Source organism: Massilia aurea, assembly GCF_024753205.1.
In the GTDB taxonomy this organism is placed as follows: domain Bacteria; phylum Pseudomonadota; class Gammaproteobacteria; order Burkholderiales; family Burkholderiaceae_D; genus Telluria; species Telluria aurea.
This window is the reverse complement of sequence record NZ_JANUGZ010000001.1, coordinates 570,634-586,113: the sequence shown is the minus strand read 5'-3', so window position 1 is coordinate 586,113 and position 15,480 is coordinate 570,634. Positions and strand designations below refer to the sequence as shown.

10 protein-coding genes are annotated in these 15,480 nt (G+C 66.7%); 8 read left to right on the top strand and 2 right to left on the bottom strand.

What is annotated here, in order from left to right; all coding sequences use genetic code 11:
* Positions 1–142 precede the first annotated feature (142 nt).
* Entirely contained in the window at positions 143–703 is a 561-nt protein-coding gene (locus NX775_RS02375; RefSeq protein ID WP_258834543.1) for an ATP-dependent Clp protease proteolytic subunit, read from the top strand.
* Positions 704–753: 50 nt separating this feature from the next.
* Here NX775_RS02375 and NX775_RS02370 read toward each other — a convergent pair whose 3' ends face one another.
* A complete protein-coding gene (locus NX775_RS02370; RefSeq protein WP_258834542.1) occupies positions 754–1,053 on the bottom strand; it encodes a hypothetical protein in 300 nt (99 codons plus the stop codon).
* A gap of 286 nt (positions 1,054–1,339) precedes the next feature.
* On the opposite strand from NX775_RS02370, the gene NX775_RS02365 reads away from it, so the two are divergent.
* From NX775_RS02365 to NX775_RS02335, 7 genes are all read left to right on the top strand, one after another.
* The gene (locus NX775_RS02365) at positions 1,340–3,721 is read left to right on the top strand and encodes a DUF1631 family protein (protein WP_258834541.1); all 2,382 of its coding nucleotides are present in this window, start codon (positions 1,340–1,342) and stop codon (positions 3,719–3,721) included.
* A 91-nt stretch (positions 3,722–3,812) separates the two neighbouring features.
* The gene (gene smc, locus NX775_RS02360; RefSeq protein WP_258834540.1) at positions 3,813–7,325 is read left to right on the top strand and encodes a chromosome segregation protein SMC; all 3,513 of its coding nucleotides are present in this window, start codon (positions 3,813–3,815) and stop codon (positions 7,323–7,325) included.
* A 194-nt stretch (positions 7,326–7,519) separates the two neighbouring features.
* On the top strand, positions 7,520–8,947 hold the full coding sequence (locus NX775_RS02355) for a cell division protein ZipA C-terminal FtsZ-binding domain-containing protein (protein ID WP_258834539.1): 1,428 nt from the start codon (positions 7,520–7,522) through the stop codon (positions 8,945–8,947).
* Between the two features lie 10 nt (positions 8,948–8,957).
* Positions 8,958–11,318: an NAD-dependent DNA ligase LigA gene (ligA, locus tag NX775_RS02350; protein WP_502572599.1), complete on the top strand. Its 2,361-nt coding sequence runs from the start codon at positions 8,958–8,960 to the stop codon at positions 11,316–11,318.
* Between the two features lie 5 nt (positions 11,319–11,323).
* A complete protein-coding gene (gene galU / locus NX775_RS02345; protein ID WP_258834538.1) occupies positions 11,324–12,217 on the top strand; it encodes a UTP--glucose-1-phosphate uridylyltransferase GalU in 894 nt (297 codons plus the stop codon).
* Entirely contained in the window at positions 12,214–12,750 is a 537-nt protein-coding gene (def, locus tag NX775_RS02340) for a peptide deformylase (protein WP_258834537.1), read from the top strand. Before galU ends, def begins: the two co-directional genes overlap by 4 nt.
* On the top strand, positions 12,750–13,235 hold the full coding sequence (locus NX775_RS02335) for a hypothetical protein (RefSeq protein WP_370660557.1): 486 nt from the start codon (positions 12,750–12,752) through the stop codon (positions 13,233–13,235). Before def ends, NX775_RS02335 begins: the two co-directional genes overlap by 1 nt.
* 183 nt (positions 13,236–13,418) lie before the next feature.
* On the opposite strand, the gene NX775_RS02330 is transcribed toward NX775_RS02335, so the two are convergent.
* The gene (locus tag NX775_RS02330; protein WP_258834535.1) at positions 13,419–15,215 is read right to left on the bottom strand and encodes a DUF885 domain-containing protein; all 1,797 of its coding nucleotides are present in this window, start codon (positions 15,213–15,215) and stop codon (positions 13,419–13,421) included.
* Positions 15,216–15,480: the final 265 nt, after the last annotated feature.

Sequence of the window (15,480 nt, the reverse complement as noted above, 5' to 3'; positions counted from 1 at the left end):
CCATTAAATCTACTCTGACCCTAATTGTAGATAGGCGTGGGATTGCCTTGAAACATTGCTTTGCACTATTGGTGATCGGTTGTGGGGGCGTGCGAGGGGATTTGCTACACTTGGTTCACTTATTTTGTAGGCGGAACAGACTATGAATCAAGAAAAAGCGCGGCAGGAGAAAGAGGGGTGGTTTACGCTGTCTGGCGATGTCAACAGTGATATGGTTCACCGGATATTCGAGGCGGTGGCCAATATGACGGAAGATGGCATCGATACCGCCCACGTGCTGCTGCAATCCAACGGTGGTTATGTCAGCGATGGGCTGTGCCTGTATAACTTCATGGCCAATTCGCCCATTAAATTTGTCATGTACAACGCCGGGGCGGTGGCGTCGATTGCTGTCGTCGTGTATCTGGCCGGGTCGCGCCGCTATGCCAGCGAGACGGCGCGGTTCATGATTCACAAGTCGCATGCGACGGCCTCGCCCGGTTCACGACCGGACGCGCTCAATATCATCGTCGAGGGCCTGCGCGCCGACGATGCGCGCACCGAGGCGATCCTGCGCAAGGAGATCGAGCTCACGCCCGAGCAATGGAGCGTGCACCAGTACGGCGACCTGCACATGACGGCGCGCGATGCCAAGCTGGCCAGGATGATTCATGAAGTGAAAGACTTTGCGCCGCCCAAGGGCGCCGTATTGCACAATATCTGACCGTCGTCGAACCTCCTGGCGCGCAGCGTGACTGGGCGCCTTGTGTCGTTCTAGTCGCTCTGACGCCCTGCGCCCGCGTGCTGCCCGGGTATGCCGCCCTCGACGTCGGCAGCGGAGAGCGAGCCTGGCTCATGCGAATCATTCAGACGGGTATCCGGTTGCTGGACCGGTGTGGGCTGGCACTCCGATTGCACGGCTGCATCGGGCACCGAATCCGCTTGCTGATTCGACAAAGCATCGGGCCGCCCGGCTGGATCGCTCTCGCGACGCTGGCGTTCGGCGTCGATGTGCTGCGCCTGCGCGCTGCCCCCATTGTCTGCACCCGGACCAGCGCTGTTTTTCTCGACCATGATGAATCCTTTCAAGAGTGTCGACAGATCGTACTCCAGCCGCCGACATGGCGTTGTTCGTTTCCGCGACGTGCCACCCGGTGAAGCCCGGCGCCGGATGCCAATCCGACGGCGGCCTCTGCCTCTGTAGACATGTGCCTGCCTGGAAGGCTACTATCGACCCAGGCAAGCGCCGCGCTGGCGCAGCCTGCGCAGTGCCGCTCTGCCTCTGGCCCGCTGTGTTTGCTCATTGCTGACTGGCAAGAGTGTGGCAAAATAGAGGCTCGCCTTACTTTGCCGAATCGTCATGGCCACCCCATCCGTCCAGACCAACGCCGCGCGCAATGCCGCCGCTCAGCAGGCAACGCTTGCCGAGCTGGTCGCCATCGCCTGCCGCCAGGCCGGGACGGACCTGGGCGACGTCGTACGCCGCATCGTGTCGGTCCTGCTCGACCTTACTGCAGCCGGCCCGGATCCCCGCGCCGTCATGCGTCGGGTCAAATCCGGCAATCTCCTCAAGAGCAACGATTACGCCTTTGTCCACCTCGCCACCAGCGCGCTCGAAACGGCGCTGGAAGCCGAGATCGCATTGCTGGCGCCGGGCGCCCCGGCTGCGCAGGCCGCCCCCGTGGCACTGAGCCTTGTGCCGCTCGAGCAGATCGACCAGCAAATGGCGCTGGACGCCGTCAGCCGCCCGTTCGACCTGCAGTACTCGGAGCAGTTAGCCACCCTCGGCGTGCGCCTTGGATTGCTGCTGGGGCGCGACCTCGTGCGCGCCGCCCATAATCCGTTTCGGCCTGCCGTGTTCCTGGGCGCGCTGCACGCCGCGTGGTGCGAGTTCGAGCCTGACCCGGAGGCGCACGGCATGCTGGCGCCACTGCTGCGCCCGGGCCTGATGATCGATCTCGGGCCGCTCTACGAAGCATTGACCGAGGCACTCAAGGTCGCGCGCAAGGGCAGGGACGATGACACGCGCTTTGCCAAGACCGATGACCGCGCCGCGCGCCGCGCCGAACGTGCACGGCGCGAAGCGTCGTTGTCGGACCAGCTGCGCCAGCTGTTTGACCCGGCGCTGGCCGTGCCGGAGATTCCGGATCTGCCGCAGGGCAGCGGTGGCTGGCGGCCCAGCACTGCCTCGGGCTTTGCGGTTGCGCCGCCGGCAGTGAGCATGCCAGTCAGCACGGAGGCTGGCGCCCAGGCCGGCGCGCCAGCCGGTGCCCAGGCTGCCTTCCACCCAGGCGCACCAGGCCACGCCATGTCGACGCCCGCCCACGGATTCACCTATGGTGCCGCCATCGGATCACCTGCGCCCGGCGCGCTGCCACTGATCGACCTGCTCGGCCGCCTCGGCACCGGCGCCGCCATTCCCGGCATGCCGGACCTGCCCCAGTTTGCCGTCAACGCCAGTGCCCCAGGGACCACCAGCTCGGGTCACGGCAGTAACAACAGCGTCCCCCACGGCGCCTTCTACCTCCCGCGCCTGCGCGCCAGCCTGCCGCCCGGCGCACTCTCGCGCGGCGACGCCACCACGCTTGATTTGCTGGCGCGCGTGTTCGAAGGCGTGCTGCAGGACGATGGCGTCGCGCCCGAAACACGCGAGCTGCTGGCGTTCCTGCAGGTGCCGGTGCTCAAGGCGGCCCTGCGCGACCGCAGCTTCTTCTACGAGGAAGCGCATCCCGCGCGGCGCCTGCTCGACCTGCTCTCGCAGACGGGCTGGGAGCAGCCGGCCGACCAGGATGATCCCGTCTACCGCGCCATGCGCCGCAGCGTCGAACGGGTCCGCGATGCCGAGCAGCCCGAGTTCGAGGCCGCCGTGGCCGAACTCGAAGCTGGCCTCGCCGCGCGCGAGGCTGCCGAGCAAGCCGCCATCGCCGGTCCGATCGCCAACGCCACGCGCCAGGAAAAGCGGGTCGCCGCCGAGCGCTCGGCGCAGCGCGCGGTAGCCCGGCGCCTGGCCGGCGAGCAGCTCGTGCCCGCCGTGGCGGGCTTTCTCGAACAGCGCTGGAGCGCCGCGCTGGCGCTGGCCTACACGATCGAAGATACCCGTCCCGGCGCGATAGAAAACGCCACGCGCACGATGGAAGACCTGATCTGGAGCGTCAAGCCCAAAGCGACGCAAGAGCAGCGCAAGACCCTGATCGCGCGCCTGCCGGCGCTGCTGGCAAGTCTGAACAAATGGCTCGACGCCACGCGCTGGCAGGACGCCGAGCGGCTGCAGTTCTTCGCCGAGCTGGCCGAGTGTCACGCCTCGATCGTACGGGCGCCGATCGAGCTGGCGCCCGAACGCCAGCTCGAACTGGCGGTGGAAGCGGCGCAGCAGGATGCATTGCGCCGCGTGGCGCAGGAGCAGGCGCAGGCCGAGGACGAGGCGCACGCCAGTCAGGGTCCGGAAGCCGACACCCTGGCGGGCCTCGAGCGCGGCATGCGCCTCGAACTGGCGGAAGGCGATCGCGTCCGCAAGGTGCGCCTGGCCTGGGTCAGTCCGCTGCGCACGCTGTACATCTTTTCCGGCGCCGCGCGCCAGGAAGCGTTCTCGTTGCCGGCCGGGCGCCTGGCGGATCTGCTGCGCGCCGGCGCGATCCGGGTCGTGCTGGCCGAAGGCGTCGTCGGTCGCATTCTTGGCGCCGCCGTCGGCAGCGCGGCGGTCAACGATGCAGGCCCGCCAGCGGACCATCGCGCCGCCGAGTAAGCGCTTGTCTGTCGGCCCGCCGGTCATGGCCTTCGGTATCGTGGCGATGGTATGATGATCGCTTCTTTGCTACCTTCCTCTCCCACGCAACGTGCGCCTCTCTTCCATCAAATTGTCGGGATTCAAATCGTTCGTCGATCCCACCAATTTTCAGGTGCCCGGCCAGCTGGTCGGCGTGGTCGGCCCCAATGGCTGCGGCAAGTCGAACATCATCGACGCCGTGCGCTGGGTCCTGGGCGAATCGAAGGCCTCCGAGCTGCGCGGCGAGTCGATGCAGGACGTGATCTTCAACGGCTCCACGCACAGGAAGCCCGCCGGGCGCTCATCGGTCGAACTGGTGTTCGACAACAACGCCGGCAAGGCCGCCGGTCAGTGGGGCCAGTACGCCGAGATCGCGGTCAAGCGCACGCTCACGCGCGACGGCACCTCCACCTATTACATCAACGGCCAGCCGGTGCGCCGGCGCGACATCCAGGATATCTTTCTGGGCACGGGCCTGGGCCCGCGCGCCTACGCCATCATCGGCCAGGGCATGATTTCGCGGATCATCGAATCGCGCCCCGAAGAACTGCGCGTGTTCCTCGAAGAGGCGGCCGGCGTCTCCAAATACAAGGAGCGCCGCCGCGAAACTGAAAACCGCCTGTCCGATACGCGCGAAAACCTGCTGCGGGTCGAAGACATCCTGCGCGAACTGAACGCCAACCTGGAAAAGCTCGAAGCCCAGGCGGCCGTCGCGCGACGCTTCCAGCAGATGCAGTCCGACCAGGAAGAAAAGCAGAAGCTCCTCTGGCTGCTGCGCAAGAACGACGCCAACGCCGAGCAGGTCCGTTTCTTCCGCGAGATCGAAGACGCGCAGACCGGGCTCGAAGCCCAGACCGCGCAACTGCGCGGCGTGGAGCTCGACCTCGAACACCTGCGCCAGGCGCACTTCGCTGCGGGCGACCGCCTGCACACGGCGCAGGGCGCGCTCTACAGCGTCAACGCGGAGATCGGCAGCCTCGAAGCGCAGATCAAGTTCGTCGTCGAATCGCGCACGCGCCTGCAAAACCAGATCGCCACACTGAGCGCCCAGCGCGATGGCTGGTCGACCCAGGCCGAAGAACACCGCGAAGGCCAGGAAGAAGCCGAGATGCAGCTCGAAGAACTGGCCGCGCGGGCCGAGGGCGCGCAGATCGCCGTCGAAGTCCATGGCGAGCGCCTGCCCGAACTCGAAGCGGCCTGGCGCACCGGCCAGGATGCGGCCAATGCGGCGCGTGCGCGCATCATGGCGGTCCAGCAGCGCATCGAGCTGGCAGCCGCCCACGGGCGCAACGCCGGCGGCATCCTGGCCAACCTGGTCGTGCGGCGCGAGCGCCTGCAGCAAGAGCGCAACACGCTGAACCTGCCCGACAGCGCCACGCTCGACAACCTGCGCCTGCAGCTCGAAGAAAAACAGCTGGCGCTCGAAGAACAGACGCAGGCGCTGGACGACGCCACGGCGCGCCAGGACACCGTCGAAGCCGAGCGCCGCCTGGCCAATGGCGATGTCCAGCGCGAAAGCGCCGCCAACACGCAGCTGGAAGCACGCCTGGCCGCGCTGCGCCAGATGCAGGACCGCGTGCAAACCAAAGGCAAGGTCCAGCCCTGGTTGCAGAAGCACGCGCTGGCCGACTTGCCGCGCCTGTGGCAGCAGCTCGATGTCGAAGCAGGCTGGGAAACGGCGCTCGAGGCCGTGCTGCGCGAACGCGCCGGCGCGCTCGACGTGTCGAACCTCGACGCCACCAAGGCCTTTTTCAACGATCCGCCACCGGCGCGCCTCGCGCTGTACGCGCCGCAGCCGGGCGCCGCGCGCGACCCGGCACCAGCTGGCCTGACGCCGTTCGCGAGCCTCTTGCGCATCAACGACGCCGGCGTGCGCGGTGTGCTCGATGACTGGCTGCACGGCGTGTATATCGCGCAGGATGCATCGGAAGCGTTCGATGCGCGCGCCCGCCTGCCGCATGGCGCCAGCTTCGTCACGCGCCAGGGGCACGTGATCACGCGTTCGAGCGTGCGCTTTCACGCGCCCGACGCCGAGCAGGATGGCATGCTGGCGCGCCAGCACGAGATCGACAACACCGACAAGCAGGTGCGCGCGCAGGCGCTGCTGGCGAGCGAGGCGCGCGAGCGCGCTGCCCGCGCCGACGCCGCCGTTCTCGATCTGGCGCGGCGCGTGCAGGATGCGCGCGCCCGCGTCGCGACCCTGCAGCGCGAGGTGCACGCGCTGCAGATCGAGGTGCTCAAGCAAAGCGAGATCGAAGCACGCTTCAACCAGCGCAGTGGCCAGATCGCGGCCGACCTGACCGAGATCGCGGCGCAGGAAGCCGAGCAGCGCCAGACGCAGGCGGAAGCGGAGCAAACCTTCGAAGAACTCGAGATGCAACTGGCCGAGCTGCAGGACGCCAGCGAAGACGACCAGGTGGCGTTCCAGGACCAGGAGCAGGCGCTGGCCCGCGCGCGCGAACACCTGCGCGACCTGGAACGGGGCGCGCAGGAAGCGCAGTTCGCCGAGCGCGCCCAGCGCAGCCGCATCGACGAATTGCGCCGCACGATCGCCACCGCCGCGACGCAGGCCGAGCAGGTTGGCGCGAGCCTGGCGCAGGCGCGCCTGGAACTGGCAGCACTCGAAAGCGGCAGCGCCCACGAAGGCCTGCAAGTGCTGCTGGACCAGCGCACGACGCAGGAAGCGGCATTATCAAGCGCCCGCCATGAACTCGACCAGGTCGCGCAGCAGCTGCGCACGGCCGAAGAATCGCGCATGCAGACCGAGCGCAGCCTGCAACCGCAGCGCGACCGCATCACCGAGCTGCAATTGAAGGAGCAGGCGGCGCGCCTGAACCAGGAGCAGTTCGCCGAAGCGCTGGCTGCCACCGGCGCCGACGAAGCCGAGCTGCAGGCCAAGCTCGTCCCTGACCTCAAGCCGCAATACCTGCAGGGCGAAGTCACGCGCCTGACCAATGCCATTGCTGGCCTGGGCGCCGTCAACCTGGCGGCGGTGGACGAACTGGCGCAGTCCAGCGAGCGCAAGCACTTCCTCGATTCGCAGAATGCCGACCTGAGTGAAGCCATCGCCACGCTGGAAGACGCGATCGGGCGCATCGACCGTGAAACGCGCGACCTGCTGCAGGACACGTTCGACCGCGTGAATGGGCATTTTTCGGAGCTGTTCCCGATCCTGTTCGGCGGGGGCAATGCGCGCCTGGTAATGACGGGGGACGAGATCCTCGACGCGGGCGTGCAGGTGATGGCGCAACCGCCGGGCAAGAAGAACGCGACGATCCACCTGCTGTCGGGTGGCGAGAAAGCCCTGACCGCGACGGCGCTCGTGTTTTCGATGTTCCGTTTGAACCCGGCGCCATTCTGCCTGCTCGACGAAGTCGATGCGCCGCTGGACGACGCCAACACCGAGCGGTTCTGCCGCATGGTCAAGCGCATGTCCGAGCACACGCAGTTCCTCTTCATCTCGCATAACAAGATCGCGATGGAGATGGCCAGCCAGTTGATCGGCGTGACGATGCAGGAGCAGGGCGTCTCGCGCATCGTCGCGGTGGACATGGAAGCGGCCGCGGATCTCGTGGCCGCGTGAGCGTGCGGACTTCGCGTGCGGCTCGGCCCGTGTCAGAATGCTAATAAATGACATTCACGCGGGGGAGTTGGTATCATTGCATGCCTTCGCGTGGGGACTGCCCGCACACGTGGCATTTCGATTGAATCACCCAGTTCGCGGCAAGACCAGGACCGTGTGTCCGGCGCGACTTTCGCTATTGAGGCACAAGCAGCATGACTGATCTCCAAATGAGCCTGATCGCAGCCGGCGGCGTGTTCGTCGTCGGTGTCGTCACTTACAACAAATGGCAAGAGTACAAGGCCAGGAAAAGCGTCGAGCGCGCGTTCGCATCGGACCACGACGACGTGTTGATGCGCACCGGCGAAGGCGCGCCGGCGGCCGAACGCAGCGAGCCGATGTTCGACCTCGGCATGCCGTCTGCGACACTGCCAGCGACGCTGCCAGCCAACCCGCCAGCGGCCCCTGTCCCCGGCGCCGCCGCACCCGTCAAGGACACTGAATTTACCTACACGCGCGTGAACGAGCCGACGCTCGACGCGGACGCGTTCACGGTCGCCGGCACCAAGCCCGAGCCGCAGCTCGATGCGCCGGTACTGGGCGACACGCCGACGGCAGCGCCGGTTGCCGCGCCAGCAGCTGAAGAAACGCCTGCGCCTGTAACGATGCCGGTACCTGCGCCAGCCACGCCGGCAACGCCAACCGCGCCGGCTACGCCGGCCGCACCAGCCGCACCCGTCACGCCACCGTCCTACCGCGCCGCCGGCGCCACCGCCGCGCAGGACGCCGTGGCCGCATCGCTCCCGGGCACCCGTCCCGGTATGCCGCCGGCCGAACTGGCCGAATGCCTGGTCGACCCGCTGATCGACTGCATGATCCCGCTGGCGCTCGAAGCGCCGGTCCGCGGTGACAAGATCCTGCCGACGCTGCACGGCCTGCGCCGTGTGGGCAACAAGCCGATCCACTACATCGGCTTTGCCGTCAGCGGTGAGTGGGAAGCGATCGTCCATGGCGGCGTGTACACCAAACTGCAGGCGGGCGTCCAGATGGCCACGCGCACCACAGCGCTCAATGAACTCGAATACTCCGAACTCGTCACGCGCCTGCGCGCGGTGGGTGACGATATCGGCGCCGAGCCGCACGTGCCGGACATGATCGAAGTGATGAGCGAAGCACGTACGCTGCACCGGTTTGTCGCCGGTCACGACGCGCAACTGAGCGTCAACCTGGCCGCCAACGGCGCGCCATGGGCGATGTCGACGCTGATCGGCGCGCTGGAAAACGCGGGCTTCGACGTGCGTCCAGATGGCCGCTTTGCGATGCCGGACCGTGACGGCGCCGGCAACAGCGTGCTGTTTACGCTCTCGACCAACGTCACGCTGGGCGCCGACACCACGTCGCGCCTGACGCTGCTGCTGGACGTGCCGTGCGTGTCTCCGGCCCGCGATCCTTTCGGCCGCATGGTCGATACTGCGCGCGCACTGACGCAGCGCCTGGACGCGACCATTGTCGACGACGGCAACCAGCCGCTCGAAGCCGAAGCGCTCGACGAAATCAAGGGCCAGGTGGTCGAGTTCTACGCCGAGATGGACGCGGCCGACATCGCCGCCGGTTCGACCCGGGCACTGCGCCTGTTCAGCTGAGGACCGTCCCGTGACCGAGCAACCCGATGCCCCGGCCCGGATGGCCTGGCTGGTCGCGGAACTGAACCGCGCCAGCTACAACTACCACGTGCTCGACGCCCCGACGATTCCGGACGCCGAGTACGATCGCCTGTACCACGAACTGGCCGCGCTCGAGACGCTGCATCCGCAAGCGATCGCGCCCGATTCGCCGACCCAGCGCGTGGGCGACGCCCCGATCTCCGAATTCAACCAGGTCACGCACGCGGTGCCGATGCTGTCGCTGAATAACGGGTTTGCCGACGAGGATGTCGACAACTTCGATCGCCGCGTGCGCGAGGGGCTCGAGACGCGCGAAGTCGCCTACAACGCCGAACTCAAATTCGACGGTCTGGCCATCAGCCTGCGCTACGAAAACGGCCGCTTCGTGCAGGCCGCCACGCGCGGCGACGGCTACACGGGCGAAGACGTCACTGCCAATATCCGCACCGTGCGCGTGATCCCGATGCGCCTGCATGGCGACGCCGTGCCGGCCGTGCTCGAGGTGCGTGGTGAAGTGCTGATGTTCAAGCGCGATTTCGAGAGTCTGAACGAACGCCAGCGCGCTGCTGGCCAGAAGGAATTCGCCAACCCGCGCAACGCTGCCGCCGGCAGCCTGCGCCAGTTAGACGCGCGCATCACCAGTGCCCGCCGGCTGCGCTTTTTCGCCTATGGTGTCGGCCAGCTCGAGGGCGCGCCAGCGGCGCTGCCCGCATCGCATTCGACCATGCTCGACTGGCTCGATGCGCTCGGCCTGCCGGTGGCGAAGGAACGCCAGGTGGTCACCGGCCGCGATGGCTTGCTGGGGTTCTACCGCGATATCGGCGAGCGCCGCGCGTCGCTCTCGTACGAGATCGACGGCGTCGTCTACAAGGTCGACCGGCTGGAGGACCAGCGCACGCTGGGCTTCGTCTCGCGCGCGCCGCGCTTCGCGCTGGCGCATAAATTCCCGGCGGAAGAAGCCTTGACCACGGTCCAGGCGATCGAGGTCCAGGTTGGTCGTACCGGCGCCATCACGCCGGTGGCGCGCCTGGTGCCCGTATCGGTTGGCGGCGTGACCGTCACCAACGCCACGCTGCACAACGAAGACGAAGTGCGGCGCAAGGACGTGCGGGTGGGCGACACGGTCATCGTGCGCCGCGCCGGCGACGTCATTCCCGAGGTGCTGGGCGTGGTGCTCGAACGCCGCTTGATGCCGGAACCTCCGGTCTACACCTTGCCGGCGACCTGCCCGGTGTGCGGCTCGCACGTGGTGCGCGAGGAAGGCGAGATCGTTGCGCGCTGCTCCGGCGGCCTGACCTGCGCTGCGCAGCGCAAGGAGGCGATCCGCCACTTCGCCGGCCGCCGCATGATGGACATCGAAGGGCTGGGTGACCGCTACATCGACAGCCTGGTTGAAGCGAACCTGGTCACCGGGGTGGCCGATTTGTACAAGCTGACGCAGGACGACCTGCTCAAGATGAAGCGCCTGGCCGATGAGGCCGAGGAGGCGGCGCCGGAGACCGCCCGGCAGGGCAAGGTGCCGACCAAATGGGCCGACAATCTGCTCGCGGCGATTGCCGCCAGCAAGGCCCCGCCGCTCGAACGCCTGCTGTTCGCACTGGGCATCCGCCATGTGGGCGAATCCACCGCCAAGACGCTGGCCGAGTATCTGGGCAGCCTCGCACTGGTACGCCGCGCCCCGGCCGCGCTGCTGCGCGTGCTGCCCGATATCGGCGGCACAGTAGCGCAGTCGATCGCTGACTTCTTCGCCGAGGAAAAAAACCAGATTGCGCTCGATGCCTTGCTGGCGGCCGGCGTGGCGCCCAAGGGCGAGCATCCGCCCAAGGCCCAGCTGCGCGAGAAGCTCGACGAGATCAAGCTGCTGGCCGCGCTGGACATCCCGAAACTGACCGAGCCGCGCGCGCGCCAGATCATCGCCGCGGACCAGACGCTCGACACCATCGCGGCGCGTACCGACTTCGGCATCTTCGGCTTGCCGGCCACGGTGGCGAGCGCGCTCGAAGGATGGCTGTTTGAGGCGGCCAACCGCGATCTGCTGACGGCGCTGGCGGCCATGCGGCGCGAACTGCTCGATGCGGTGCCCGAAGCAGCGCCTGCGCTTGACGGCCCATTGACCGGCAAGACGTTCGTGCTGACCGGGACACTGCCGACGATGAGCCGCGACGCGGCCGGCGCCCTGATCGAAGCGGCCGGCGGCAAGATATCCGGCTCGGTGTCGAAGAAGACCTCGTACGTGGTGGCCGGTGCCGAGGCGGGCAGCAAGCTGGCCAAGGCCGAAGAACTGGGCGTCGCGATCCTGGACGAGGCGGCGCTGTTGGCGCTGCTCGAACAATCATCCCAACCTGACTGACTACGATGACCCTGATCCGCAAAGCCGTATTTCCTGTCGCCGGTCTTGGCAGCCGCTTCCTGCCCGCGACCAAGGCGCAGCCGAAGGAAATGCTGCCGATCGTCGACAAGCCGCTGATCCAGTACGCGGTCGAAGAGGCAGTCGCCGCCGGCATCACGGAGCTCATCTTCATCACGGGCCGCAACAAGCGCGCGATCGAAGACCATTTCGACACCGCCTACGAGCTCGAAGCCGAGCTGGAAGCGGCCGGCAAGCAGAAGCTGCTCGAGACGGTGCGCAATGTGATTCCGAAGAACGTCAATTGCATCTACATCCGCCAGTCCTCGCCCCTGGGCCTGGGCCACGCGGTACTGTGCGCGCGCCCGGTGGTGGGCAACGATCCGTTCGCTGTCCTGCTGGCCGACGACTTCATGGACACCGCCGAGGGCCACAAGCCGGTGCTGGCGCAGATGACCGACCTCTACACGTATGAGCGCAGCAGCATCCTGGCGGTGCAGGACGTGCCGCGCGAGCAGACGCGCCAGTACGGGATCGTCAGCGCCGCGCCATACCGCCCGAACCTCGAACTGGTGTCCGGCATCGTCGAGAAACCGCAGCCGGCCGATGCGCCGTCGACGCTGGCCGTCGTGGGCCGCTACGTGCTGTCGCCATCGATCTTCAGCTATCTCGAGACGATCGGCAAGGGCGCCGGCGGCGAAATCCAGCTGACCGACGGTATCGCCGCGCTGATGCAGGCCGAGCGCGTGCTGGCCTATCGCTACGCCGGTCAGCGCTACGACTGCGGCTCCAAACTCGGTTACCTGCAGGCGATGACGGCCATCGGCCTGAAACACCCCGAGACCGCCGAAGGTTTTCGCGCGTCCCTGACCGCGCTGCTGGCCGGGGAGGGAGCGCAATGACCGTACGAACCATCCTGCGCATGGGCGACCCACGCCTGCTGCGCGTGGCCCCGCCGGTCACGCACTTTGATACGCCCGAGTTGCACACGCTGGTGGCGGACATGTTCGAGACCATGCATGCGGCCAAAGGCGTGGGCCTGGCCGCGCCGCAGATCGGCATCGATCTGCAACTGGTGGTCTTCGGCTTCGCCAGCAACCAGCGCTATCCGGACGCGCCGCCGGTGCCGGAAACCGTGTTGATCAATCCCGTGCTCACGCCGATCGGCGAGGCGATGGAAGAGGGCGTTGAAGGCTGCCTGTCAATACCGGGCCTGCGCGGCAGCGTCCCACGCTACGCGCGCCTGCATTACGAAGGCTTCGACCAGTTCGGCAAGCGTATTGCCGTCGACGCCGAAGGCTTCCATGCGCGCGTGGTGCAGCATGAGGTGGATCATCTGCTGGGCATCCTGTACCCGTCGCGGATTCGCGACTTCAACCGCTTCGGTTTCACCGACGTGATGTTCCCCGACCTTGAGACGAAAGCGGCCACTTGATGCGTACCCTTTATTTGCTGGCACTTCTTGGCGCAGCGCCGCTGGCGCATGGCGCCGACTTCTTCACGAAGATCGACCCGGCGCCAACAAGCGAATTGTGGATCGACACGGGCTTTTACACGGCCCACTTCGACGGCGACAAGGACCTGAACAATAACAACAAGGGCCTGGCGCTCGAGTACCGCTTCAGCGGCACGCTTGCCGCCACCGGCGGGCGCTTCTACAACAGCGACCGCGCCTGGTCGAACTACGCCGGCGTGATCTGGCAGCCGTATGCGGTGGGGCCGGTGCGCGTGGGTCTGGCGCTGGCAGCGTTCGACGGCTACCCGAAGACGCGCGACGGCGGCTGGTTCCCGGGTGTGGTTCCCACGCTCACCTACGAGTACGAGCGGGTGGGCGTGAATGTCGGGATCATCCCGAACTACAAGGACCGCCTGTACGGCGGTATCTCGTTCCAGCTCAAGTTCAAGCTGTTCCAGCGATAAATGCAAAAGCGGGGGTCAGGTCTGACATTCGGACACGATCTCGACAGTCAGGTAGCCGGAACTAGCTGGCCGGGCGATGCTAGCACCAGGCAAGACACTAATCGATGTGGCTAAGGCCGAGGCCGTGTCCGAATGTCAGACCTGACCCCGGCTGTGCCGTTCACGCGTTCAATGCCGGAGCGGTCAGCTTTCCTTCGGATACGGACTCGGTCCGCCATCCGCGATGAACGCGTCAATGCGCTGCTGCAGCACCGGCAGCGGCACCGATCCCATATGCAGCACGGTGTCGTGGAAGTTGCGGATATCGAACTTCGGCCCCAGCGCCTTTTCAGCCCGCGCGCGTGCTTCCTGGATCGCCATCTGGCCCAGGTAGTACGACAGGGCCTGGCCCGGCCACGAGATGTAGCGATCCACTTCGGTCTCGACTTCGTGCTTGGACAGCGCCGTGTTCTCCATCAGGTAGGCCTGCGCCTGTTCGCGCGTCCAGCCCTTGGCATGCACGCCCGTGTCGACGACGAGGCGTGACGCGCGCCAGGCCTGGTAGCTGAGCATCCCGAAGACTTCATACGGCGTCTCGTAGATGCCCATTTCGGCGCCAAGGCGTTCGGTGTACAGTGCCCACCCTTCGCCGTAGGCCGAGATGTACGCACGCCGGAACGGCGGCACGCCTTTCTGTTCCTGCGCCAGCGGAATCTGGAAGGCGTGACCGGGCGCCGATTCGTGCAGCGTCAGTGCCGGCAGGCTGTAGAGCGGGCGCGCCGGCAGGTTGTAGGTATTCACCCAATACATGCCCGGGCCGCCGCGGCCGGCCGTCCAGAACGGCGCCTGGTCGTCCGGCACCGGCACGATCGCAAAGCGCCGGCGCGGCAGGTGGCCGAAGTACTGGTCGGCCTTGGCGTCGAAGCGCTTGGCGGTCCACGCCGCACTCTTGAGCAGCTCGGCCGGGGTCTTGGCGTAGAACTGCGGATCGGTGCGCAGGAACTGCAGGAAGGCCTGCAGGTCGCCCTTGAAGCCGACCTGCCGCATGATGTCGTGCATCTCGGCGCGGATCTTGGCCATCTCGGCCAGACCGATCGCATGGATCTGGTCGGCCGTCAGATTGGTCGTCGTGAACTCGACGATCTTCGACTGGTAGTAGTCCTTCCCGCCCGGCATGTCCTGGGCGGCCAGCGTGGTGCGTGCTTTCGGCACGTATTCGTCGCGGAAGAACGCGAGCGTCTTGGCGTGCGCAGGCTGCACCTTGCCGGCGATGATGGCGACGGCCTGGCGGCGCAGCGCTTCCTGCTCGGCCGCGGGCATGGTCGACGGCATCTCTTTGAACGGGCCGTAGAACACGGTGTCCTGCGGCGTTTTGGCCTCGGTCACCGACAGCAGCGTGCTTTCGCGGCCGGCCAGCGTGACCTTCGGCGGCGTGAAGCCGCGCGCCAGGCCCGCGCGCATATTGCCGATCTCTTCGTCGAAGTAGGCGGGGATGCCTTCGAGCTGATCCAGGTAATTGCGGTAGGCCTGTGTGGTCTTGAGCGGGCGGCGCGCGCCGTAGGTGACGCCGGTCCAGAACGCGCTGTCGGCATTGACCGGCTGCTCGAACTCGCGAAACACCTGGGCGTCGTGCAGCGAAGCGATCTGCGCGCGGTAGACGGCGAAGTTGATGCGCTCGGCCGGCGACAGGCTGGCAGGCTTGATCGCATCGAGCTGTTTCAGGATGCCGGCCCAGTAGACGCGGCGCGCTTCCTGCGCCGGTGCATCGACCCGGGCGAAGCCGCGGCTGGTGTCCGGGGCGTCTTCATCGCGTTCGAGCTTTTCGGCGACACGCCACTTCCATTCCCGCGTGTAGATGTCCTTGAAGCGCGCATCGGCTGGCGTGGCCTGCGCGGTCTTGCCCGCTGCCGGCGCTGCCGTCACCGACGCTGCTGGTGCCATGGCCAATCCCATTACCACGAAGGCCGTCGAGATGACGGCGCTGAGCTTCTTCTTTTCCATTGAATCCCAATCCATGAGTGTGCACGATGCTCGGGAGCAGGTTCGCCCGGCGCATGCCATCTTAGCGGGGATTATCGCGCATGCCTACTCTGGACGGGGACATCGCCACTGCGTAAACACGCGATAGTGACTGCCTGTTCGTGTCGCTTTCTACCCCTTATTTACTTCACACTTTCAAGAGAAATTGTGAAAAGCCACGATATAATGTTGCCAACCTAATGCCGGCAAGCGCACGACGCAAGCGTTCGACGACTCCGCACCGCAG